The sequence below is a fragment of the bacterium genome (assembly GCA_019637795.1).
Lineage (GTDB): Bacteria > Desulfobacterota > Binatia > HRBIN30 > CADEER01 > JAHBUY01.
The window spans coordinates 435,936-457,658 of the sequence record JAHBUY010000005.1; the positions used below are offsets into that span (position 1 = coordinate 435,936).

Annotated in this window: 21 protein-coding genes; 14 read left to right on the forward strand and 7 right to left on the reverse strand. The window is 72.8% G+C overall.

Features of this window, described 5'->3' with window-relative positions:
- Nucleotides 1-125: 125 nt before the first annotated feature.
- Entirely contained in the window at nucleotides 126-1,340 is a 1,215-nt protein-coding gene (locus KF840_18935) for a DEAD/DEAH box helicase (protein MBX3026987.1), read from the reverse strand.
- 235 nt (nucleotides 1,341-1,575) lie between these two features.
- Nucleotides 1,576-2,973, reverse strand: a complete 1,398-nt coding sequence (gene hflX / locus KF840_18940) for a GTPase HflX (GenBank protein ID MBX3026988.1) — start codon at nucleotides 2,971-2,973, stop codon at nucleotides 1,576-1,578.
- A 205-nt stretch (nucleotides 2,974-3,178) separates the two neighbouring features.
- On the opposite strand from hflX, the gene KF840_18945 reads away from it, so the two are divergent.
- From KF840_18945 to KF840_18975, 7 genes are all read left to right on the forward strand, one after another.
- Nucleotides 3,179-3,823 (forward strand): cytochrome c, encoded by a 645-nt coding sequence (locus KF840_18945; GenBank protein ID MBX3026989.1) that lies wholly within the window; start codon nucleotides 3,179-3,181, stop codon nucleotides 3,821-3,823.
- Between the two features lie 157 nt (nucleotides 3,824-3,980).
- On the forward strand, nucleotides 3,981-4,646 hold the full coding sequence (locus KF840_18950) for a cytochrome C oxidase subunit II (GenBank protein MBX3026990.1): 666 nt from the start codon (nucleotides 3,981-3,983) through the stop codon (nucleotides 4,644-4,646).
- A 25-nt stretch (nucleotides 4,647-4,671) separates the two neighbouring features.
- Nucleotides 4,672-6,357, forward strand: coding sequence for a cbb3-type cytochrome c oxidase subunit I (locus tag KF840_18955; protein MBX3026991.1), 1,686 nt, complete (start codon nucleotides 4,672-4,674; stop codon nucleotides 6,355-6,357).
- Between the two features lie 13 nt (nucleotides 6,358-6,370).
- Complete coding sequence (locus KF840_18960; GenBank protein MBX3026992.1) at nucleotides 6,371-6,952, forward strand: cytochrome c oxidase subunit 3; 582 nt, start codon at nucleotides 6,371-6,373, stop codon at nucleotides 6,950-6,952.
- Between the two features lie 8 nt (nucleotides 6,953-6,960).
- The gene (locus KF840_18965; GenBank protein ID MBX3026993.1) at nucleotides 6,961-7,308 is read left to right on the forward strand and encodes a cytochrome C oxidase subunit IV family protein; all 348 of its coding nucleotides are present in this window, start codon (nucleotides 6,961-6,963) and stop codon (nucleotides 7,306-7,308) included.
- 8 nt (nucleotides 7,309-7,316) lie between these two features.
- Nucleotides 7,317-7,913 (forward strand): cytochrome c oxidase subunit 3, encoded by a 597-nt coding sequence (locus tag KF840_18970; protein ID MBX3026994.1) that lies wholly within the window; start codon nucleotides 7,317-7,319, stop codon nucleotides 7,911-7,913.
- 4 nt (nucleotides 7,914-7,917) lie between these two features.
- Complete coding sequence (locus KF840_18975) at nucleotides 7,918-8,208, forward strand: hypothetical protein (protein ID MBX3026995.1); 291 nt, start codon at nucleotides 7,918-7,920, stop codon at nucleotides 8,206-8,208.
- Between the two features lie 260 nt (nucleotides 8,209-8,468).
- Here the strand turns inward: KF840_18975 and KF840_18980 are convergent, their stop codons facing one another.
- A complete protein-coding gene (locus tag KF840_18980; protein ID MBX3026996.1) occupies nucleotides 8,469-9,875 on the reverse strand; it encodes a hypothetical protein in 1,407 nt (468 codons plus the stop codon).
- Between KF840_18980 and KF840_18985 the strand changes: the two genes are divergently transcribed.
- Nucleotides 9,868-10,266, forward strand: coding sequence for a hypothetical protein (locus KF840_18985; protein MBX3026997.1), 399 nt, complete (start codon nucleotides 9,868-9,870; stop codon nucleotides 10,264-10,266). The genes KF840_18980 and KF840_18985 overlap by 8 nt on opposite strands.
- A 58-nt stretch (nucleotides 10,267-10,324) precedes the next feature.
- On the opposite strand, the gene KF840_18990 is transcribed toward KF840_18985, so the two are convergent.
- Nucleotides 10,325-10,609, reverse strand: coding sequence for a hypothetical protein (locus tag KF840_18990; GenBank protein ID MBX3026998.1), 285 nt, complete (start codon nucleotides 10,607-10,609; stop codon nucleotides 10,325-10,327).
- Nucleotides 10,610-10,782: 173 nt separating this feature from the next.
- Here KF840_18990 and KF840_18995 point away from each other — a divergent pair, with 173 nt between their 5' ends.
- Nucleotides 10,783-13,728, forward strand: coding sequence for an AAA family ATPase (locus KF840_18995; GenBank protein ID MBX3026999.1), 2,946 nt, complete (start codon nucleotides 10,783-10,785; stop codon nucleotides 13,726-13,728).
- Nucleotides 13,729-13,758: 30 nt separating this feature from the next.
- Here KF840_18995 and KF840_19000 read toward each other — a convergent pair whose 3' ends face one another.
- Nucleotides 13,759-14,619, reverse strand: coding sequence for an SDR family oxidoreductase (locus KF840_19000; protein MBX3027000.1), 861 nt, complete (start codon nucleotides 14,617-14,619; stop codon nucleotides 13,759-13,761).
- Between the two features lie 124 nt (nucleotides 14,620-14,743).
- Between KF840_19000 and KF840_19005 the strand changes: the two genes are divergently transcribed.
- Nucleotides 14,744-15,208, forward strand: coding sequence for a TIGR03618 family F420-dependent PPOX class oxidoreductase (locus KF840_19005; protein ID MBX3027001.1), 465 nt, complete (start codon nucleotides 14,744-14,746; stop codon nucleotides 15,206-15,208).
- 54 nt (nucleotides 15,209-15,262) lie between these two features.
- On the opposite strand, the gene KF840_19010 is transcribed toward KF840_19005, so the two are convergent.
- Nucleotides 15,263-16,102 (reverse strand): alpha/beta hydrolase, encoded by an 840-nt coding sequence (locus KF840_19010; GenBank protein MBX3027002.1) that lies wholly within the window; start codon nucleotides 16,100-16,102, stop codon nucleotides 15,263-15,265.
- Between the two features lie 43 nt (nucleotides 16,103-16,145).
- The gene (locus tag KF840_19015) at nucleotides 16,146-16,601 is read right to left on the reverse strand and encodes a universal stress protein (protein ID MBX3027003.1); all 456 of its coding nucleotides are present in this window, start codon (nucleotides 16,599-16,601) and stop codon (nucleotides 16,146-16,148) included.
- A gap of 15 nt (nucleotides 16,602-16,616) precedes the next feature.
- Here KF840_19015 and KF840_19020 point away from each other — a divergent pair, with 15 nt between their 5' ends.
- The 4 genes from KF840_19020 (at nucleotide 16,617) to KF840_19035 (ending at nucleotide 21,564) form a co-directional block, all read left to right on the forward strand.
- On the forward strand, nucleotides 16,617-18,641 hold the full coding sequence (locus tag KF840_19020; protein MBX3027004.1) for a peptide ABC transporter substrate-binding protein: 2,025 nt from the start codon (nucleotides 16,617-16,619) through the stop codon (nucleotides 18,639-18,641).
- 70 nt (nucleotides 18,642-18,711) lie between these two features.
- Entirely contained in the window at nucleotides 18,712-19,677 is a 966-nt protein-coding gene (locus KF840_19025) for an ABC transporter permease (protein ID MBX3027005.1), read from the forward strand.
- A gap of 1 nt (nucleotide 19,678) precedes the next feature.
- Complete coding sequence (locus tag KF840_19030; GenBank protein MBX3027006.1) at nucleotides 19,679-20,725, forward strand: ABC transporter permease; 1,047 nt, start codon at nucleotides 19,679-19,681, stop codon at nucleotides 20,723-20,725.
- A complete protein-coding gene (locus KF840_19035; GenBank protein MBX3027007.1) occupies nucleotides 20,722-21,564 on the forward strand; it encodes an alpha/beta hydrolase in 843 nt (280 codons plus the stop codon). Before KF840_19030 ends, KF840_19035 begins: the two co-directional genes overlap by 4 nt.
- The last annotated feature ends 159 nt before the right edge of the window (nucleotides 21,565-21,723 follow it).

Sequence of the window (21,723 nt, forward strand, 5' to 3'; positions counted from 1 at the left end):
GCGGTCAGGGTCGGCAGCGCCGCCGCCGTGGAGCAGCGCCGCCCCGCGGACCGCGATCAGCTCGCAGCCGGGCGGGCGCCCCGGTGCAAGGTGACGGCGGCGCGTGCTCGGGGCGGCGCCGTCGGTCAATCGCGGCATTGGCGCCGGGCGCGGAGTGCCGCAGGCGGCCCGCCGCGCGGGCGACGGCGCGCCTGGGGCGCCGCCGCGGCCTCCTCGCCGCTGCCCAGCGGGTGGTCGATGACCGGCAGGCGCATGCCGAGCGCGCGTTCGATGTCCGCCATCTGGTAGGCGTCGTCCGGAGCGACGAAGGTGATCACCTGGCCGGTGGCGCCGGCGCGCGCCGTGCGGCCGGCGCGATGGATGTAGTCGTCCGAGGTGCGCGGCACGTCGAAGTTGACGACGTGCGAGATGCCGCTGATGTCGAGGCCGCGGCCGGCGACGTCGGTGGCGACCAGCACCGGGAAGTCGCCGCGGCGGAAGGCCTCGAGCGCCTCGCTGCGCTCCGGCTGACTGCGGTCGGAATGGATGCTGGTGCTCGGCACGCCGCCGCGCGTGATGCCGCGCGCCAGGCGATCGGCGTCGACCTTGCGCTTGACGAAGACGATCACCGAGCGCATGTCGCCGCCGGGGCGCAGCAGGCTGCTGAGCAGCGCCGCCTTGCGACCCTGGCTGATGCGATACGTCTGATGATCGATGCGCTCGGCGGGGCGCTGGCGGTCGACGGTGACGGTGACCGGATCGCGCAGGATGCTGGCGGCGAGATCGAGGATGCGCGGCGACAGCGTGGCCGAGAACAGCAGCGTCTGCCGCTCGGCCGGCAGCGCGGCGAGGATGCGCTGCACGTCCGGCAGGAAGCCCATGTCGAGCATGCGGTCGGCCTCGTCGAGCACGACGACCTCGACGTTGCCGAGCTTGGCGGTGTTGAAGCGCATGTGGTCGAGCAGCCGGCCGGGGGTGGCGACGACGATGTCGCTGCCCTGCTTGAGCGCGTGCTCCTGCGGCCCCATGTCGACGCCGCCGACCACCGAGACGGCGCTGAGGCCGAGGTGATAGCCGAGGGCGAGCGCCTGCTCGTCGATCTGCATCGCCAACTCGCGCGTCGGCGACAGGATCAGCGCCCGGCAGCCGTCGGGCCGGGGCTCCGCCAGGCGCTGCAGGATGGGCAGCAGGAACGCGGCGGTCTTGCCGGTGCCGGTGGCGGCGCAGCCGATCAGGTCGCGGCCGGTGAGGATGACCGGAATGGCCTTGGCCTGGATGGGGGTGGCCTGGGTGTAGCCCATGTCCGCCACGGCGTCGGCCAGGGCGGGGACCAGGCCAAGGTGTTCAATCGATGTGCTCATGCTTCTCCGATGTCTGCGGACGGCCCGGGCCCTCGTGAGGCTGCAGGGGCCGTCGCTGCACTCCCCGCGGCCGCGTCCGCAGGCTCTGCGACGCCGCACGGCGGGGGTGGGGTGGTATTCAACTTCTTCCACCTGTCGCACATGCGACCGCGCAATGCGAGCCCCGGAGCCCCAGGGGCGGGATGTCTCGCCCGCGTCCGCCGTCCCCGCGATGCCCGACGGGTCGCCGGCGCATTCAGCAGGCGGCGCGCAGCCGGGCGATGACCGCCGGGTGGGCGCGGACCCGCAGATGGCGGCCGGCATCGTCGCAGCGCTCGTCGAGCACCCGGCAGGCGGCGTGCACGTCGCCGACCAGGCGCTGCCGCGCGTAGGGGATGAGCAGCTCGGCTTCGACGAAATCGCGCTCGAAGAACTGCACGATGCGGGCGCGCAGCGCGGCGACGTCGTCGGGCAGGCGCGCCGACAGCAGCAGGGCGTCGGGATAGGCGGCGCGCAGATCGTCGCGGCGCGCGGCGTCGAGGCGGTCCGCCTTGTTGAGCACCAGCAGGCGCGGCTGGTCGGCGGCGCCGATCTCCGCCAGCACCTGCGCGGTGACGGCGATCTGCGCCGGGAAGTCGGGGTCGGCGGCGTCGACGACGTGCACCAGCAGCGACGCCTCGCGCGCCTCGTCGAGCGTCGAACGGAACGAGGCGACCAGGTCGTGCGGCAGTTTCTTGATGAAGCCGACCGTGTCGCTGACCAGGATGCGCGGCACGCTCTCCGGCTGCAGCGCCCGCACCGTGGTGTCCAGCGTGGCGAAGAGCTGATCGGCGACCAGCGGCTCGCTGCTGGTCAGGGCGCGCATCAGCGAGGACTTGCCGGCGTTGGTGTAGCCGACGATGGCCACCGTCGCCTGGTCGGCGCGGCGGCGACGGCGGGTGACCGCGTCCTGCTCGATCGCCGCCAGCTCGCGGCGCAACTGCGCGATGCGGTCGCGCACCTTGCGCCGGTCGAGCTCGATCTGCGACTCGCCGGCGCCCTTGCCGCCGATGCCGCCGCCCTGCCGGTCGGCGCCGCCGCCCTCGCGCAGGCGCGGCGCCATGTAGGCCAGGCGCGCGATCTCCACCTGCAGGCGCGCCTCGCGGCTGCGCGCGTGGCGGTGGAAGATGGCGAGAATGACGGCGCTGCGGTCGAGCACCTCGGCGCCGGTGGCGCGTTCGAGATTGCGCGCCTGCGACGGCGAGATCTCGTGGTCGACGACGACGACGCTGGCCCGCGCGGCGGGAGGCTCGCTCGCCGCGTCGGCCGCGCCGTCGACCTCGTCGGCGGCCCTGTCGTCGGCCTCGACCGCGCCGTCGTCGCCCTCGCCGTCCTCGAGCGGCCGGCCGCCGCGCCGCTGGCGATGGCTCGGCACGCCCGAGGGCACGACGCCGCTGCCGCCGGTGAGCCGCGCCAGCTCGCGCAGCTTGCCGGCGCCGACCACGGCGGCGGGGGCGAGCGCGGCGCGCTTCTGGCTGATCCGCGCCACCACCTGCAGGCCGAGCGTCTTGGCCAGGCGGCCGAGCTCGGTCAGCGACGCGGCGTGTTCGGCGTCGTCGACGCCGGGGAGCTGGACGCCGAGCAGGACGGCGCGCGGCGATTCGTCGGCGGGCATCGCCGGACCATCGCTGGCGGCGTCGGGCGATGCAACCGGGCGCCCCCCGGGCGGGCGGCCACCGGCGACGCGCCGCCCTGCTGACCTTCGTCATCTCGATCCCTGACCAACGTCAGCGCATCGGCCGCCGCTCTCGGTCCAAATGGCGCGCTTCGATCGAAGCCGGACCCGCGGGGTGCGGGGCCGGAGGCAGAGGGGGGAGCCCGTGGCATTGCTGAAGAGGGTCGGTCGCGCGGCCGGGTGCGGCCTGTTCGCGCTGACGCTGGCGGCGCCGGTCGAGGCGGGCGCGCAGGACGTGGCGCGGGGCGCCCAACTGTTCGACACCTGCGTCCCCTGCCACGGCGCCAACGGCGCCGGCAGCCTCGACCGCCGCGCGCCGGTGATCGCGGCGCTGCCCGCCTGGTACGTCGCGACCCAGATCGGCAACTTCAAGGCCGGGCGGCGCGGCTATCACCCCGACGACGCCGCCGGCCTGCAGATGCGGCCGATGGCGATGGCGCTGTTCACCGACGCCGACGTGCAGGCGGTCGCCGCCTACGTCGCCACCCTGCCGCCGGTGCCGCCGACCGACGTCGGCGGCGGCGACGCCGGGCGCGGCCAGACAGCCTATGCCGTCTGCCTCGCCTGCCACGGCCCCGACGGCATGGGCAACGAGCAGTTGAAGGCGCCGCCGATCGCCCGCCAGGGCGACTGGTACCTGGTCGCCCAGCTCGACAACTTCAAGAGCGGCCGGCGCGGCAGCGCCGAGGGCGACGTCACCGGCATGCAGATGCGCGGCATGTCGGCGACCCTGGCCGACCAGCAGGCGGTGCAGGACGTCGCGGCGTACGTCCGCACGCTGCGCAAGTGACACGGGACGCGAGGAGCGGCGGCGATGGCCAAGGGTCCGATCGACGAACACACGGCGCGCAGCGTCTTCTGGATCGCCGTCGGCGGCTGCCTGGCGTTCGCCCTGTGCAGCTTCATCTTCGTGCTGCGCTGAGCGCGGCGCGCGACGAGGACATGCGATGATCGAGTGGCTGGTGCCCGAGGCCTCGACCTACGCGCGCGACATCGACTGGCTGTTCACGAGCATCTTCCTCACCGTGGGCTTCTGGTTCCTGCTCGCGCAGGCCGTCTTCTTCTGGCTGCTGTTCCGCTTCCGCAGGCGCGATGGCGTGCCGGCGCAGTACATCACCGGCGAGGAGAAGGCCGAGAAGCGCTGGATCTCGATCCCGCACGCGCTGGTCATCGCCTGCGACGTCTTCCTCATCGCCGCCACCGTGATGGTGTGGCGCAACGTCAAGCAGGTGCTGCCGCCGGCCGACGAGACCATCCGCGTCATCGGCCAGCAGTGGGCGTGGACCTTCGTCCACCCCGGCCCCGACCAGCAGCTCGGCACCGAGGACGACGTCACCGAGGTCAACGAGCTGCACGTGACGAACGGCACCGTCTACCACTTCGAGCTGACCTCGAAGGACGTCCTGCACAGCTTCTCGGTGCCGGCCTTCCGCCTGAAACAGGACGCCGTCCCCGGGCGCATCATCACCGGCTGGTTCCAGCCCACCACCATCGGCCAGTACGACATCCAGTGCGCCGAGATCTGCGGCATCGGCCACGCGCTGATGCCGGCGCGCCTGTACGTCGAGACCGAGTCGGCGCACGCCGCCTGGCTGCGCGACCGCCAGGCGTGAGCGGGTCGCAGGAGGATCGACCGCGATGAGCCACGACACCGCCGCCCACGCCGCCGCGCACGGCAGCGTCTGGCGCCGCTGGGTCTTCTCCACCGACCACAAGGTGATCGGCTGCCAGTACCTGTTCACCGGCATGGCCATGGCCGTCATCGGCGGCCTGATGTCCTACGTCTTCCGCATGCAGCTCGCCTGGCCCGACGCCCCGGTGCCGGGCTACGGCGTCGTCTCCCCGGGGGAGTACAACGCCCTCGTCACCAACCACGGCTCGATCATGATCTTCTGGGTGGCGATGCCGGTGCTGATCGCGGCGCTCGGCAACTTCCTCATCCCGCTGATGATCGGCTGCGACGACATGGTGTTCCCGCGCCTGAACCGCCTCTCGTACCAGATCTTCCTGCTCAGCGCGCTGGTGCTGCTGGGCTCGCTGGCGGTGCCGGGCGGCGGCTTCGGCGGCGCCTGGACCTCCTACCCGCCGCTGTCGGCCAAGGGCGCCTACAACCTCACGCCCTACGGCGCGCCGTTGTGGCTCGTCGCCGTGGCGCTCGAGTTCGTCGCCTTCCTGCTCGGCGGCATCAACTTCGTCACCACGGTGATGAACGCGCGCGCGCCGGGCATGAAGGCGAGCTACATCCCGATGGTGGTGTGGATGATCATCATCGCCAGCATCCTCTTCATGGCCTCGGTCGGGCCGCTGGTCGCCGGCGCGGTGATGCTGCTCTTCGACCAGATCCTGGGCACCCGGTTCTTCGATCCGGCCGGCGGCGGCGATCCGCTGCTCTGGCAGCACCTCTTCTGGTTCTTCGGCCACCCCGAGGTGTACGTGGTGCTGCTGCCGGCGATGGGCATCGTGGCCGAGATCATCACCGTCTTCTCGCGCAAGAAGCTGTTCGCCTACAACACCGTCCTCCTCACCGCCGCCGGCACCGGCGTGCTGAGCTTTCTCGTCTGGGCGCACCACCAGTTCGTCGCCGGCATCGATCCGCGCATGGCGCACCTGTTCACGGTGACGACGCTGCTGATCTCGATCCCCATCGCCGAGATGACCTTCGTCTTCATCGCCACGCTGTACGGCGGCTCGATCACCTTCCCGACGCCGATGCTGTTCGCCCTCGCCTTCATCGCCGAGTTCCTCATCGGCGGCGTCACCGGCATCTTCCTCGGCTCGAGCGGCACCGACATCTACCTGCACGACACCTACTTCGTGCTGGCGCACTTCCACTACACCTTCTTCCCCATCGCCATCATCGCCACCTTCGCGGCGCTCTACTTCTGGTTCCCGAAGATGTTCGGCCGCATGATGAACGACACGCTGGGGAAGATTCACTTCTGGGGCACGGTGATCCCCTTCAACTTCATCTTCATCCCGCTGTTCATCACCGGCATGGGCGGCGACCACCGGCGCATCTACAGCTACGAGAACTTCCCCATGCAGATGACGCCGTTCCTGCAGGAGCTGCGCATCGTCGCGACGGTGTCGCTGGTGATCCTGCTGCTCTTCCAGGTGGTGTTCCTGTTCAACTTCTTCTGGAGCCTGTTCCGCGGGCCCAAGGCGCCGGCCAATCCCTGGCGCGCGAACACGCTGGAATGGACGGCGCCGTCGCCGCCGCCGCACGGCAATTTCGCCACCATGCCCAGCGTCTACCGCGGCCCGTACGAGTACAGCGTCCCCGGACGCGCCGACGACTACTGGCCGCAGCACGTCGCCAACTGACCCCGGAGGCCCGATGTCCGCCGCTCACGTCCCCCTCGCCACCACCCGCAGCGCCACCGGCATCCCCACCGGACGCCTCGCGGTGTGGTGGGTGCTCGCCTCGGAGATCGTCATCTTCGGCGGCCTGCTCGCCGCCTACGTGATGTTCCGGCTCCACCACCCGCACTGGCACGCGGAAGCCTCGCACACCAACACCTGGGCGGGCGGCTTCAACACCGTGGTGCTGCTGACGTCGAGCCTCTTCGCCGTGCTCGCCCACCAGGCGGCGCTGCGCGGCGACGGCCCCAGGGCCGCGCGCCTGCTCTACGCCACGATCGGCGGCGCGGCGATCTTCCTGCTGGTGAAGGCGTTCGAGTGGAGCACCGAGATCTCGCACGGCTTCACGCTGTTCCGCGACACCTTCTGGTCCTTCTACTACACCGCCACCGGCCTGCACGGCGTGCACGTCGTCGTCGGCATGATCCTGATGACGCTGATCGCCGCCGACGCCCGGCGCGACCGCAACCTGCACCGCGTCGAGCTGATCGGCACCTACTGGCACTTCGTCGACGCGGTGTGGATCTTCCTCTTCCCCCTCTTCTACATCGCCCGCTGAGACCGACCATGAGCGAATCGAACGCGGCGCACGGCGCGCACGAGACCAACTACGTCAGGATCTACGGCATCCTGCTGGCGCTCTTCGTCATCAGCGTGCTGGGGCCGACGCTCGGCATCGAGGCGGTGACGCTGATCACCGCCTTCGGGCTGGCGGTCGTCAAGGCGACCATGGTCGCCGGCTACTTCATGCACCTCAACGTCGAGAAGCGGTACATCTGGTACATCCTGCTCGCCATGCTGGTGTTCATCCTGGTGTTGTTCGCCGGCGTGGCGCCCGACGTGATGAAGAGCAGCGGCCAGAACTGGCGCGACGCCAGCGGCTTCGTGCCGCCGACGCCGCCGGTCCACCACTGAGGTCCACGGTGGCGCGGACGATGGCGGTGGCGGCGGCGCCGGGACGAACGGCGCGCGAGCGCGGCGCGGTGCTGCCCAACGGCGTCGCCGGCATGCTCATCTTCGTCGTCGCCGAGCTGATGTTCTTCGCCGGCCTCGGCACGGCCTTCGCCGTCGCCCGCGCCGGCGCGACGATGTGGCCGCCGCTCGGCCAGCCGCGCCTGCCGGTCGAGGTGACCGCGCTCAACACCCTGGTCCTGCTCGCCAGCGGCGCCTGCCTCGCCCGCGCCCACGTCGCCAGCGCCCGCCGCGAGGCGAGCGTCGGCCGCTGGCTCACCGGCGCGATGCTGCTCGGCGCGACCTTCGTCACCGTGCAGGGCGTCGAGTGGACCCGCCTGATCCGCTTCGGCCTGACGATGACGTCGAGCAGCTACGGCGCGTTCTTCTACCTCATCGTCGGCGCCCACGCCCTGCACGCGCTGGCGGCCATCCTCGGCCTCGCCTGGACCCGGGCCCGGCTGGCGGCGGGGACGCTGACGCCGAGCGCCCTGTGGGCGGCGGAGATCTTCTGGGGGTTCGTCGTCGGCGTGTGGCCCTTCCTGTACGTCGCCGTCTACCTGGCCTGAGCCGATGCCGCGCCGCCTCGTGCACGCCGTCCCGGCCGCCGCGCTCGTCGTCCTGCCGCGCCTCGCCCTCGCCTGCCCGGTGTGCATGGCAGCCGACGCCCGCCGCATGGACGCCTACGTGGCAACCACGGCCCTGCTGTCGCTGCTGCCGCTGGCCGCCATCGGCGGCATCGCCTGGCTGATCTGGCGGCGCGCCAACGCCGGCGAAGCCGGAGCGCCGGTGACGCCGCCGCGCGACCGCGACGAAACGACCCGGCGCCCGCCACCGCGCCCGCGTCTGCGGCCCGAGCCGTAGCGGCGACATCGAGACCGGCCGGCATCGCGGGCGGCGCCGCCTGCCGCGCCCGACGATGCCGTCGGCATCGACGTCCCTCGGGCAGGGCAGACACCGTTCCGCGAAATGGGCGGCGGCGATCGGGCGCATGAGCGTCTGCAGCATCGGTCTCCTCACGTGCACACGGTGGGCGCCGGCGCCGGTCTGCGGCTCTCCCGCCCCCGGACACCGCCGCGGGCGAGCGGGCCGTCCGCGTGGAACGGCCCGCTCGCGTGGTCGGATCAGGCGGGATCGAGGACGACGGCGATCGTGATGTCCGCGCCAGGGGAGACCGTGACCGGCCGATTCGGCGCGTGCCGGAAGCCGGGCCAGTCGCCGAGCTCGACGAGGACGTAGTCGCCGGCGGGCACGAAGGCGAACGTCTTCGTTTCCGCGCTGTCGTCGCAGGTCCACGGGAGCGGCGCGAGCTGGCCCGGCTCGCCGCCGCCGATGTCGGTGAACAGCCAGAAGAAGCAGGCGACGGGAACCACCGGGACGCCGTTGCCGTCGCTCGCCGTCACCGTGACCGCTCCCGGCGGCGTGACCGCGAGCGTGACGGTCTGATCCTCCCGGGTCATCAGGATCGCGAGGTCGCCACTGTCCTGCCATCCCGGCGTCGGCAGCGTGGGCCGGATCAGGACCTCGCCCGGATCGACGAGATCGGTCACCAGCTCGCCGTTGGCGATGCCATCGAGATCGAACTGGGCGCCGTCGGCGATGCTTGCGATGTGGGCATCGGACTGGCCAGGGGCATGGGAGAAGATGTCGACCCACGCGTTGGGCACCGGCTCCTGGGTCAGGGCGTTGACGACGCGCACCGTCAGCACGCCGCGCTTCTCGTGAACGACGTCGAGCTGGGCCACCTGTCCGCCGGCGACGAAGATGCTGCGGTCGGCGACGCGGCTGTAGCCGGCCGGTGCCGCCGTCTCGCGCAGCAGGATGTCGCCCTGCGAGATCCAGGGCAGGACGATGACGCCGGTGTGGGTCCCGTCGCACCCGGCGATCACATGGCCCGGCCACGAGGCTTCGAAGCAGGCGCCCGGGACCGGCTGTCCCTGGCCGTCGACGGCGTGGACCTCGATGAGGCCGGTGGGAAACGTCTCGATCGCGACCGTCGTGACCTCGCCGGCGGCAATCGTCACCACCCGGTCGGCCACCAGGCCCAGGCCGTTGTCGTTTCCGGTGTTGGCCAGCACGTAGCGGCCCGGGGGCAGGGGCGAGAGCCAGCCTCCCGGACCGTACACGTACCCCGGGAAGGTGGTGGCCAGCCATTGCCCGCGCGAGTCGTCGTCCGTCGCGGCGAAGAGATCGAACCAGATCCGATTCGCGGGGAAACTGATCGGCTCGCCGTTCTCGAACGCCAGGATCCAGAGCGCGCCGGTCGTCAGCGCCGCGTCGGGGTCGCAGTAGTCGCCGACGCCATTGCCGTTCTGGTCGGCCTGATCGGGGTTGACGATGTGCGGGCAGTTGTCGATCTCGTCGGCAACCCCATCGCCGTCGTCGTCGACCGGACTGCCGTTGCCGGGCGTCGCCGTCGCGGTCGGCGTCGCGGTCTCCGTCGATCGCTCCGTCGCGGTAGCCGTCGCCGCCTGCGTCGGCGTCGTGGTCGGCTCCTCGGTCGGCTCGATGGTCGCCGTCCAGGTGGGCATCGCCGTCGCCGTCGCCGTGAGCGGGCTCGACGTCCAGGTCCAGCGCGGCGTCCTGGTCGGCCGCGGGGTGCGCGTCGGCCGTCGCGTGTTGGTCGGCCGCGGGGTGTTGGTCGGCCGTGACGTGTTGGTCGGCCGTGGCGTGTTGGTCGGGCGCAAGGTCTTCGTCGGCGTCGGCGTCTTGTTCGCCTTGCCGCTGGCGTCCGCCCGGACGGCGGTCGGCGTGTCGGAGCAGGATGCGGAACCGGGGAGGCTCGCCGCGGCGAGCGCGGCGGTGCTGACCGCGCCCGCCAACAGGCCGGCCGCGATGGCGCGGAGGGCCACCCCTGGGATGCCGATGATGCGTCTGCGCTGCGCTGTCCTTTCCATCGTTCTCTCCTCCGTGCTGATCTGAGCGGTGGGCCCTGCCGACCGCGACGCGGTGGGCGTGGGCAGTGTCCTGTCGATGGGGGTCATTCGTCCGCCTCCTCCAGGCCCGACTCGCCGGCGCGGCACGCCAGGATCCGGCGCATGATCGCGATCAGGCCGTCCATGGAGCTGAAGTTGCCGCCGTCGATCGACGACAGATGCTGCACCCGGCCCCTGAAGTCGCCCGGCGCCAGCGAGCAGTCGGGGCTGACTCGAACCACGAAGACGCGCTGGGTCGTGGCGCGGGCGTCTGACGATTGCGGCTCGGCGAGGGCGGGGGGCGGTTCCGCGGCGGCCTGACGGCGGGTCGAGGGCACGTGGTTGCTCATGGGCGCCGTCAATAGCCCCGCCGCGCCGCCGGCGTATCGACGAAACCTGGCAATTTCTTGGAAGCATTCTGGAAACCCGGCGCGCGGCGGCAGGAGCCGAGGGCGGCGCCGGGCCGCCGGCCGACCACATCGCAAATTGACGGCGGCGCGCCGCCCGGCCTACCGTCCGCCCGATGGAAGGTCGGCGGACGCCGTCGAACGCGCCGATTCGCATCGACTTCGTGGCCGAACGGCTGTGGCGCGGCGAGCGAGCCGTACGCCTGCGGCCGAAGTCGTGGGCCGTGCTGCGCGAGCTCGCCACGCGCCCCGGCATCCTGGTCACCAAGGATCACCTGCTCGATGCCGTCTGGCCCGGCATCGCCGTGACCGAGGGGACGCTCAACAAGTCGATCGGCGAATTGCGCGACGCCCTCGGCGACGACCGCCGCGCGCCCCGCTTCATCGAGACCGTCGCGCGGCGCGGCTTTCGGTGGATCGCGGAGACCGCCGACGTGATCGTGGCCGCGACCGCCGATGCGCCGGCCGCCGACACGCGCGGCGGCCACCTCCCACCCCGGTCGGCACCCGGTCTCATCGCCCGGGACGCCGAGCTGGCGGCGCTCCACCGCCATCTCGCCGCCGCGCTGGAGCGCCACCGACAGGTCGTCTTCGTCACCGCCGAGGCCGGGGGCGGCAAGACGACGCTGGTGGATGCCTTCCTCGCAGGGCTGGACGACGCGCTCGCGCCGGGCGCCGTCGTCTCGGCGCTCGGCCAATGCATCGAGTCCTTTGGACAGCACGAGCCGTATCGGCCACTGCTCGAAGCGCTCGAGCAGTTGGCGCAGGGCGCCGGCGCGCCTCGCATCGTCGATGCGCTCCGGCGGCACGCGCCGAGCTGGCTGGCGCAGATGCCGTCGCTGCGCGACCGCGCCGCCGCCGCGTCGCTACCGGAGCCGATGCGAGCCGCTCCCGTGATGCGCGAGCTCGCGGCCGCCCTCGACGAGATCGCGGCGACCCAGCCACTGGTGCTCGTCATCGAGGATGCGCATTGGGCCGACCTGGCGACGACGGACGTGCTCAACCTGCTGGCGCGCCGGCGCCAACCCGCGGCGCTGATGGTCATCGTGACGCTGCGCGGCGCCGACATCGTCGCCGTCGATCACCCCATCCTGGGCGTCAAGACGGAGCTGGCGAACAAGCGCCTGGCGAGCGAGATCCCTCTCGCTCCATTCTCGGAGGCGTCGGTGCGCGCGTACCTGGCGGAGCGCTGCCCCGGCGCGTCGTTCGGCGACCAGGTGGTGCGCTGGCTCTCGTATCAGACGGGGGGCAATCCGTTCTTCGTCTCGGCGGTCGTCGACGACCTGCTGGCGCAGGGCCTGCTGGCGGAATCCGCCGCCGGCCGGTCGCTGGCAGGCGATGTGGACGAGCTGCGGCGGGCCATTCCGGACAGCCTCCGCACGTTTCTCGAGCGCCAGCTCTCGCGGCTGTCAGCCGCGGAGCTGGCGCTGGCCGAGGCCGCCAGCGTCGCGACCGGTCCGCTCACGACGGCGGCGCTCGCCGCCCTGCGCGGCGAGAGCGCGGAACGCATCGAGGAGCTGTGGCAGGGGCTGGCGTCGCGCGGACGGATCTTCCGTCCGAGCAGCGATGCCGGCGCAGCGCGGGACGTGCACGGTCCGGCGATCGAGTTCGTGCACGGGCTCGTCCAGCACGTGTTGTACGATCGCCTACCGCCGACCCGTCGCCGGCACCTGCACCGGCGCGTCGCCGAGCAGATGGAAATGGGTGGCGGCGTCGACGACCTCGCGCCGCAGCTCGCCTTCCATTACGAGCGCGCCGGCGACGTCCCTCGCGCCATCCACTACCTCCGCGCGGCCGCCGATGCCGCCGTGCAGCGCGGCGCGCCGGGCGACGCCGCAGCGATGCGCGAGCGGGTCCTCGACCTCATCGAGCGATCCCCGGGGCTGGCGGATCGGGACACCGAACGCATCACCGCGCGCCTGGCGCTCGCCCACGCCCGCCAGCTCGCCCTCGGGTTCGTCGACGCGCGGGTCGGCACGCTGTTCGAGGACGCGCGCGCGCTCGCCGAGGCCGCTCAGACCCCCGCCCTGCAGTTCGTCGCAGCGGCGGGACTGGCCACGGCCCTCACCTTCGCCGCGCGCTATCAGGACGCCTCCGCCATCAACCGCCAGCTCGTCGATCTCGCCAACGGCATGGGCATGCCGCCGATGAAGCAGGCGGCCTACTTCTGCGCCGGCAGCGTGCGCTATCGACTCGGCGAGCTCGCGGCGGCCGGCGCCGACCTGGAGGAGAGTCTGCGCTGCGACAGCATTCCGGCCTCGGCCATGGGCGTCGATCTCAGAGCGACGGCGCTCGTGGTCTCCGCGCTGGTGGCCGGCAAGCGCGGGTTGCCCGATACGGCGCGGCGCCTGGCGCGCGAGGCGATCGCCGCGGCGTCGGCAAGCGGCGCGTACAACGAATCGACGATTCGCATCCTGGCGGTGGAGGTGCAGGCGATCCTGCGCGACGCGACCGGCGCCCGCAGCTCGATCGAGCGCGCCATGGGGCTGGCCACGCACCACGGCTTCGCCGGCTGGCTCGAACGCGCCCGGTTCCTGTCCGGATGGCTGCTCGCCCGCGAGGGGCGTCTCGATGATGGCCTCGCGGCCATGCGCGCGGCGCTGGCGGGACAGCGCGAGACCGGGGAGGTGTTCGACCGCTCGGAGCTCTGCTGCCTGCTGGCGGACGAGCTGCTGCGCGGCGATCGTCCCGGCGCCGAGGAGGTGGTTCACGACGGGCTGCAGTTCGCGACCCAGTCGGGCGAGGCGCACTCGGAGCCGGAGCTCTATCGACTGCTGGCCGAGGCGCAGATGCGGGGGGCCCGCGATGCCGGCGCGGCGGAGGCGCATCTGCGGCACGCCATCGCGCTGGCGAGGAGCCGAGGAGCGCGCTGGTACGAGCTGCGCGCCGCCACCAGTCTCGCCCGCCTGCTGCAGGCCCGCGGCCGCGGCGCCGCGGAGCGCGCCGCGCTCGCGGCGCTCTGCGACACATTCCGAGAGGGCGACGGCCTGCCCGACCTGCTCGCGGCGCGCGCGCTGCCGGCGGCGCCGGCGCGGCGCCGGCGCCGCCGGGATGGTTCGTAGGGCGCAGCCCGCATCGCAACGGCGCGCCCGTCAGGCGGACGACCACCCGGTCATCTGCTCGCTGCGCGCCCACAGCTCGCGCGCCAGGTGCGCGTCCCGGGCGACCCGGCTCGGCGCGCGCTCCTGGCAATCGTCGTAGTAGCGCCCGCTCTCGGCGGCGAGGGCGGGAGCGGTGGCGCAGTGCAACGTCGTCGCGGCGCCCTCCTCCGACGAGATCATGAACCGCTTCATGACCCAGGCGACCGGGGCCGGAATGCGCCGCCAGACGTCGGTGGCCACCACGCCCGGATGCAGGGCATAGGTGGTGACCCCGGTGCCCTCGAGGCGCCGCGCCAGCTCGCTGGAGAAGAGGACGTTGGCCAGCTTCGACACGGCGTACTCCGGCAGCCCGGTCAGCGAGGACGTCGCCCGGCGCGCCGCGGCGAAGTCGATGCCCTGCTTGGCATCGACGTGCGCCTTGCTGGCGACGGTGACGACGCGGGCGGGGGCCGAGGCGCGCAGGCGGTCGAGCAGCAGGGCCGTGAACAGGAACGGGCCGAGGTGGTTGACCCCGAACTGCAGCTCGAAACCGTCCTCGGTCAGACCGCGCTGGCCGGCGAGCCCGGCGTTGTTGATCAGGACGTGGAGCGGCCGGTCGCGGGCCAGCAGCGCCGCGGCGCTCTCGCGCACCCGCGCCAGGCTGCCCAGCTCCAGCGGATGGACCTCGACGCGCGCGTTGCCGGTTGCGGCCCGGATCGCCTCCGCCACCGGCTCGCCCTTCTCGCGCGAGCGCGCCGTCAGCACGACGTGCGCGCCGCGCCGCGCCAGCTCGAGCGCCGTGACCCGACCGATGCCTGAGGTCGCCCCGGTGACGACGCAGACCTTGCCTTCAATGTCCCATGCGCGGCTCATCGCCTCCTCCCTCTCGCCCCCTACCACGTTGGGAGCCCGATCCGCCGCTCCCCCGCCGCGCCTCCGTCGCGCCGCCGCGGCCGGCGCGCTTGGCGGTCGAAAACGGACGCGATAGGGAGCGCTCATGCCGAAGCGACGCGACGCGATCCGCATGACCGACGAGGAGCTCTGGCCGTTCATCGAGGGCCGCAAGAGTCTCCAGGTCGCCACCCTCAACAAGGACGGCACGCCGCAGCTCACCACGCTGTGGTTCGCGGTGGTCGACGGCGCCATCGTCTTCGAGACGTTCACCAAGTCGCAGAAGGTGGTGAACCTCCGGCGCGACCCGCGCATCGCCGTGCTGGTCGAGGACGGCACCACCTACGACGAGCTGCGCGGCGTCTCCATCAACGGGCACGCCGAGTTGGTCGACGATCCGATCGCGGTCGAGCGCTACGCCGCCCACATCCTGCGCCGCAACAACCCCGAGATGCCGGAGGACATGGTCCCGCAGGCGGCGAAGATGATGGCGCAGAAGCGCACGGTCGTCATCGTCCGGCCGGCGCGCATCGCGAGTTGGGACCACCGCAAGCTCGGCGGCGCGTACTGAGCCCGCCACACGCGGCGTTGCCCGTCCGGCGCCGCGTCGCGGGAGCGGCGGCGCTCAGAGGCGGCGCAGGAAGGGCACCAGCACCTCCGCCAGCGCCTCCGGCTGCTCCAGGTGCGGGTGGTGGGCGCTGCCGCGGATGACGGCGCGGCTGGCGCGCAGCGCCGCCAGGCGCTCGGCGAGATCCGCCAACCGCACCCAACTGTCGTCGCCTTCGACGTAGAGCACCGGACAGGCGATCCGCTGCCAGAAGGCGCGCGCCTGCGCCGCGTAGTAGGGCTGCGGCGAGCGCGTCTGGTGCAGGGGATCGAACTTCCACGCCCGACCCGCGCCGGCGGAACGCGTCCCGTGCTCGGCGAGCAGCGTCAGCGCCGCCTCGGACAGCCGCGGATAGCGCGCGCGCAGCCGGCCGCGCACCTCCGCCGGCGCGAGCGGCGGGCGCGGCCGCGCCGTGGCGCGGGCGAGGTCGGCGAGCCACTGCGCGTAGCGCGGCGGCGCCTCGGCGGGATCGACGTCCGGCGGTCCCAGCCCCTCGATCGACACCACCGCCGCCACCCGCTCCGGGGCGGTGCCCGCGTAGAGCAGCGCGGCGTTGCCGCCCATCGAGTGCGCCACCAGCGCGGCGCGCCCGCCGAGCGCCAGCACGATGCCGTCGAGATCGGCGACGTAGTCGGCGAAGTGGTAGTAGCCGCCGGCGCCGACCCATTCGGAATCGCCGTGACCGCGCCAGTCGGGCGCGTAGACGTGCAGCCCCGCCGCCGCCAGCCGCGGCGCCACCAGCTCCCAGACGTGGGCGTGCTCGAGGAAGCCGTGCAGCAGCAGCACCACCCGGTCGCCGCTCCCCCACTCCAGCAGGTGATGGCGGAGGCGATTGGCGGTCAGGTGGAGCGAACGCATGCCGCAACGCGGGGGTGGGCGCCCCTGCCCCCACCCCGGCCGCTCACCGCGGCGCCCGCACCAGCAGCACCGGACAGGTGGCGTGGCGCGCGACCTTCTCGGCGACGCTGCCCATGACCAGTTGCGCGAGGTTGCTGCTGCCGTGGGTGGACATGACCACCAGGTCGGCGGCGAGGACGCGCGCCAGGTCGATCAGCTTGGCGTAGGGATCGCCGCCGAGGATGTGCAGCTCGCGCGGCGTCTCGGGCGGCAGGCAGGTGCCGGCGACGCCTTCCAGCAGGGCCCGCGCCTTGGCGTTGGCGTGCTCGACGACCACCCAGTGCTCGACCGCGTCCGGCTCGTAGATCGGGTCGAGCGGGTTCACCACGACGTGCGCGAGATGGATGACGCCGCCGGACCGCGCCGCCAGCCACGCCGCCTGCATCGCCGCCGGCGTGCAGTGATCCGAGAAGTCGATCGGCAGCAGGATGCGCTTGTACCCGTCGAACGTCTGCGCCATAGGCGCACCATTTAGATGATTGCGCCGGCCCGCGCCACGATCCCGTTCGCCGCCTGGCTCGCCGCGCTGCTGCTGGGCGCGAACGGCTGCACCAACGATCCCTATCCATCGGCCGATGCGGCCGCGAAGATCGTCTACGTCGCCTTCCAGGCGCCGCCCAAGACCCTCGACCCGCAGGTCTCGTACACGGTGATCGACCACGTCATCACCGGCAACGTCTTCGACACCCTGCTCGAGTACCACTACCTCGATCGCCCGTACCGCCTGATCCCGGGGCTCGCCGAGGCGGTGCCGCACGGCGAGGCGCGGCCCGAGGGACGGGTCGCCTACACCTTCCGCCTGCGCCCGGATCTGCGCTTCCAGGACGACCCGTGCTTCGCGCGCGGCGGCGGGGGGCAGACGACGCGCCGCATCGAGGCCGCCGACGTCGCCTTCGCGCTCGCCCGCATCGCCGACCCCGACGTCGGCAGCCCGGTGATCGACACCTTCGCCCGCCTGCGCGGCTTCCGCGACTTCTCCGAGCGGCTGCGCGCGGCGCGCGTCGACCCGGCGTTCGCGGCGCGGCCGGCGCACGAGCAGTACGCGGCGCTCGGCGGCATCGCCGGCGTGCGCGCGCTCGACCCGCTCACCCTCGAGATCGAGCTCGACCAGCCCTATCCGCAGATCGTCTACTGGTTCGCCATGCCGTTCACCGCGCCGATGGCCTGGGAGGCGGTCGCCGCCTACGACGGCCGCGACGGCCGGCCGCCGCTCGCCGACCACCCGGTCGGCGCCGGCCCCTTCCGCCTCGGCCACTACGACCGCCTGAACCGCATCGTCCTCGAGCGCAACGACAACTGGTACGGCATCACCCATCCCGAGTGGCGCGCCCCCGGCGCGGTGTATCCCGACCGCGGCGAGCCGCAGGACGCCGCCGACGGGCTGCTCGACCCGGCGATGGTCGGCCGCCCCCTTCCCTTCGTCGATCGCATCGAGCTGCGCCGCGATCCCGAGCTGGTGCCGGCGTTCATCAAGTTCATGCAGGGCTATTACGACACCTCGCCGATCATCACCGAGAGCTTCGACCGCATGGTGCAGCACGGCACCCTCACCCCGGCGATGCGGGCGATGGGTCTGCGGCTCGAGAAGACGGTGACCGCCGGCGTCTACTACGTCGGCTTCAACATGGACGACCCGCTGCTCGGCGCCGCCGCCGGCGCGCGCGGCGAGGCGCTGCGCCAGGCGATGAGCCTGGCGATCGACGGCGACGAATTCCTCCGCCTGTTCAGCAACGGCCGCGGCATCGCGGCGCAGTCGCCGCTGCCGCCCGGCATCTTCGGCTACGACGCGGCCTACCGGAACCCGTTCCGCCAGCCCGACCTCGGACGCGCGGCGCGGCGCCTGGCCGACGCCGGCTACCCGAACGGCATCGATCCGGCGACCGGCCGGCCGCTGCGGATCACCTTCGACGTCCACAACACCACCGCCCGCGCCCTGCTGCAGTTCCAGTTCCTGGTCGAGTCGTGGAAGCGCATCGGGCTCGACGTCGTCGTCGCCGCCACCGACTACAACCAGTTCCAGGACAAGGTGCGGCGCGGCGCCTACCAGCTCTTCACCTGGGGCTGGATCGCCGACTACCCGGACCCGGAGAACTTCCTCTTCCTGCTCTACGGGCCGATGGGCCGGCGGGCGAGCGGCGGCCCCAACACCGCCAACTTCGCCGACCCGGAGTACGACGCGCGCTTCGTCCGCATGCGCGGCCTGGAGGACGGCCCGGAGCGGGCGGCGCTGATCGCCGAGATGCGCGCCATCAGCGAGCGCCAACGGCCGTGGATCGAGCTCTACCATCCGGAGGACTACGGCGCGCATCACGGCTGGCTCGCCAACGTCAAGCCGCCGTCGCTCAGCCTGCCGGCGATGAAGTACTGGGACCTCGCTCCGGGCCCACGGGCCGCGCTGCGCCTCGCCTGGAACCGCCCGGTGCGCTGGCCGGCGTACGTGCTGCTCGGCCTGGTGGCGATCGCGATCGTGCCCAGCGTGCGGCGGCGCCGGCGCGGATGATGCCCGACCGACGACGCGGCGCCGCCGGCGGTGCCGCCGCTCGCCCCACCCGCCCCACCGGCGCGCGTCGATGCTGACCTACCTCCTCCGCCGCCTCGCCTTCGGCCTGCTGACGGTGCTCGGCGTGCTGCTGCTGCTGTTCGTGCTCTTCTTCCTCGTCGCGACGCCCGACGACGTGGCGCGCAAGGCACTCGGCGACAAGGCGATGCCGGAGGCGATCGAGCAGTGGAAGGCGAACCACGGCTACCTGCGGCCGCGCGCGTGGAATCCGGCGGCGCCGTTCGACACCATCCTCGCCGACCACCTGCGGCGCATGCTCACCTTCGACTTCGGCCGCAGCGACGCCGACGACGCGCCGATCAGCGACCGGTTGCGGCGCGGCGTCGGCCCGAGCCTGGCGCTCACCGTGCCGCTGTTCACCATCGGCCTGCTGCTGGCGATCGCGCTGGCGCTGCTCGTCGCCTACCTGCGCGATTCCCTGCTCGACCGCGCGACGCTGGTCGCGATGGTGGTGCTGATGAGCGTCTCGCTGCTGCTCTACATCGTCGGCGGCCAGTACCTGCTCGGCAAGGTGCTGCGCTGGTTCCCGATCTCCGGCTTCGACCCGGCGCCGGCGGTGATCGCGCGCTTTCTCGCCATGCCGGTGCTGATCGGCGTCCTCGCCTCGCTCGGTCCCGAGCTGCGCTACTACCGCGCCGTGTTCCTCGAGGAGCGCGGCCGCGACTACGTCCGCACCGCCTACGCCAAGGGCTGCGCCCCGGGGCAGGTGATGCGGCGCCACGTGCTGCGCAACGCCCTGATCCCGATCATCACCAACGTGGTGATCGAGATCCCGTTCCTGTTCACCGGCTCGATCCTGCTCGAATCGTTCTTCGGCATCCCGGGCCTCGGCACCATGACCGTCGAGGCGATCAACGGCAACGACTTCGCCACCCTGCGCGTCATGGTCTACATCGGCGCCCTGCTCTTCATCGCCGGCCAGCTCGCCACCGACGTCGCCTACGCGCTCGCCGACCCGCGCGTCCGCCTGGAATGACATGATCGAGGCGCACCACCTCTCGAACGCGGCCGTCGCCGCGCTGCTGATCGCCGCCGGCCTGCTGGTCCGCCGCCTGGGCCGCGATCCGAGCTGGCGCGGCCTGGCGACCGCGCTCTGGCGCCGCCGCCGCTGGGCGCTGCTCGCCGCGGCGCTCTACGTGGCGATCGGCCTCCTCGACTCGGTCGCCTGGATCGGCGGCGGGCGCGGCGCCGCCCACGCCGACCTCGTCGCCGCCCACACGCCGCGGACGATCATCGACCGCCTGTTCCCGCTCGACTTCCGCGAGCGCAGCTACTCCGCGCCGCTCGCCGACCGCGAGCTCTACGGCGGCGAGCCGCTGCGCTTTCCCGGACGCCACCTGCTCGGCACCGACATCCTCGGCCGCGACGTGCTGCTGCAGACGCTCAAGGGCGTCCGCGTCGCCCTCCTCATCGGCGGCTTCTCCAGCCTGCTGGTCGTGCCGCTGGCGCTGGCCGCCGGCATGGGGGCCGGCTATTTCGGGCGCCGGGTCGACGACGCCGTGTTCTTCCTCATCAGCACCATCTCCTCGATCCCGACCCTGCTGCTGCTGATCGCCCTGGTGATGGCGCTCGGCCGGGGCACCGTGCAGGTGTGCATCGCCCTCGGCGTCACCGGCTGGGTCAGCATGGCGCGCATCCTGCGCGGCGAGACGCTCAAGCTGCGCGAGCTCGATTACGTCGCGGCGGCGCGCGCCCTCGGCGCCAGCGACTGGCGCATCCTCACCCGCCACGTCCTGCCCAACCTCATGCATCTCGTCGTCATCACGCTCGTGCTGCTCTTCTCGCGCCTGGTGCTCACCGAGGCGACGCTGTCGTGGCTCGGCATCGGCGTCGACGGCAGTTGGGGACAGATGATCGACCAGGCGCGCGACGAGCTGGCGCGCGATCCGATCGTCTGGTGGAACCTCAGCGCCGCCGCCGCCGGGCTCTTCGGCCTCATTCTCGCCGTCAACCTGATCGGCGACACCGTGCGCGACGTGCTGGATCCGCGCCAGCAGACGCGCGCCGCCGGGCCGCCGCCGTGACCGACGCGACGCCGCGGAGCACTGTCGTCGCGCTGGCGCACGGCGCCCGCCTACGCGTGCGCCGCTGCGGCGACCCGAGCGCCCGGCCGCTGCTCTGCCTGCACGGCGCCGGCGCGCATTCCGGGTGGTGGCGGCGCCTGGCGCCGAGGCTGCTGGCGACGCACCACGTCGTCGCCCCCGACCTGCGCGGCCACGGCGCCAGCGATCACCGCGACTCGTACCTGATCGAGGACTTCGCCGCCGACTGCCTCGCCCTGCTCGACCGCGTCGGCGCCGGCCCGGTGGACCTGGTCGGCCACTCGATGGGCGGCCGCGTCGCCGCCTGGATCGCCGCCCACCATCCGGAGCGCATCCGCGCGCTGGCCCTGCTCGACGCCCGCCTCGGCGCCGTGCCGCGCGAACGCGCCGAGCGCTGGCGCGGCGCCCGCGCCAGCGACGCGCCGCCGCGCCACTACCCGACCCGCGCCGAGGCCATGGCCGCCTTCCGGCTGACGCCGCCGGAAGCCGACGTCGCGCCGGCGGTGCGCGCCGAGCTCGCCGCCGACGCCGTGCGCCAACGGCCGGACGGACGCTGGATGATGGCGTTCGACCGCGCCGTGCTGGCGCTCGACGGCAGCCGGGTGGAGGACCTGCTCCCGGTCGCGGCGCGCATCCGCTGTCCGACCCTCTTCCTGCGCGGCCGCGACAGCACCGTCGTCGGCACCGCGCAGAGCGCCGCGCTCACCGCCGCGCTGCCGCCGGTGATCCTCGAGACGGTGGCCGGCGGGCACCACTTCCTGCTCGCCCATCCCGACGCGACCGCGCGGCGCGTCGCCGCGTTCCTGTCGGCGAACGCCTGAGGTCGCGCCTCTCCGCGCTCCGCTCAGGAACTGGACAAGAGAACTCTCACCACGGAGGCACGGAGACGCGGAGACGCGGAGACGCGGAACAGCCCGGAGCACGAGGGGCACCGGACCGGAATCCCGACCCCACCAGCAATGACCGTACGGATTCCCACC

Bases quoted from the DNA above. Each gene is read 5' to 3' on its own strand.
- KF840_18935 (MBX3026987.1), bottom strand. From the start codon at position 1,340: ATGAGCACATCGATTGAACACCTTGGCCTGGTCCCCGCCCTGGCCGAC.
- hflX (MBX3026988.1), bottom strand. From the start codon at position 2,973: ATGCCCGCCGACGAATCGCCGCGCGCCGTCCTGCTCGGCGTCCAGCTC.
- KF840_18950 (MBX3026990.1), top strand. From the start codon at position 3,981: ATGATCGAGTGGCTGGTGCCCGAGGCCTCGACCTACGCGCGCGACATC.
- KF840_18955 (MBX3026991.1), top strand. From the start codon at position 4,672: ATGAGCCACGACACCGCCGCCCACGCCGCCGCGCACGGCAGCGTCTGG.
- KF840_18960 (MBX3026992.1), top strand. From the start codon at position 6,371: ATGTCCGCCGCTCACGTCCCCCTCGCCACCACCCGCAGCGCCACCGGC.
- KF840_18965 (MBX3026993.1), top strand. From the start codon at position 6,961: ATGAGCGAATCGAACGCGGCGCACGGCGCGCACGAGACCAACTACGTC.
- KF840_18975 (MBX3026995.1), top strand. From the start codon at position 7,918: ATGCCGCGCCGCCTCGTGCACGCCGTCCCGGCCGCCGCGCTCGTCGTC.
- KF840_18980 (MBX3026996.1), bottom strand. From the start codon at position 9,875: ATGCCCACCTGGACGGCGACCATCGAGCCGACCGAGGAGCCGACCACG.
- KF840_18990 (MBX3026998.1), bottom strand. From the start codon at position 10,609: ATGAGCAACCACGTGCCCTCGACCCGCCGTCAGGCCGCCGCGGAACCG.
- KF840_18995 (MBX3026999.1), top strand. From the start codon at position 10,783: ATGGAAGGTCGGCGGACGCCGTCGAACGCGCCGATTCGCATCGACTTC.
- KF840_19000 (MBX3027000.1), bottom strand. From the start codon at position 14,619: ATGAGCCGCGCATGGGACATTGAAGGCAAGGTCTGCGTCGTCACCGGG.
- KF840_19005 (MBX3027001.1), top strand. From the start codon at position 14,744: ATGCCGAAGCGACGCGACGCGATCCGCATGACCGACGAGGAGCTCTGG.
- KF840_19010 (MBX3027002.1), bottom strand. From the start codon at position 16,102: ATGCGTTCGCTCCACCTGACCGCCAATCGCCTCCGCCATCACCTGCTG.
- KF840_19015 (MBX3027003.1), bottom strand. From the start codon at position 16,601: ATGGCGCAGACGTTCGACGGGTACAAGCGCATCCTGCTGCCGATCGAC.
- KF840_19020 (MBX3027004.1), top strand. From the start codon at position 16,617: ATGATTGCGCCGGCCCGCGCCACGATCCCGTTCGCCGCCTGGCTCGCC.
- KF840_19025 (MBX3027005.1), top strand. From the start codon at position 18,712: ATGCTGACCTACCTCCTCCGCCGCCTCGCCTTCGGCCTGCTGACGGTG.
- KF840_19030 (MBX3027006.1), top strand. From the start codon at position 19,679: ATGATCGAGGCGCACCACCTCTCGAACGCGGCCGTCGCCGCGCTGCTG.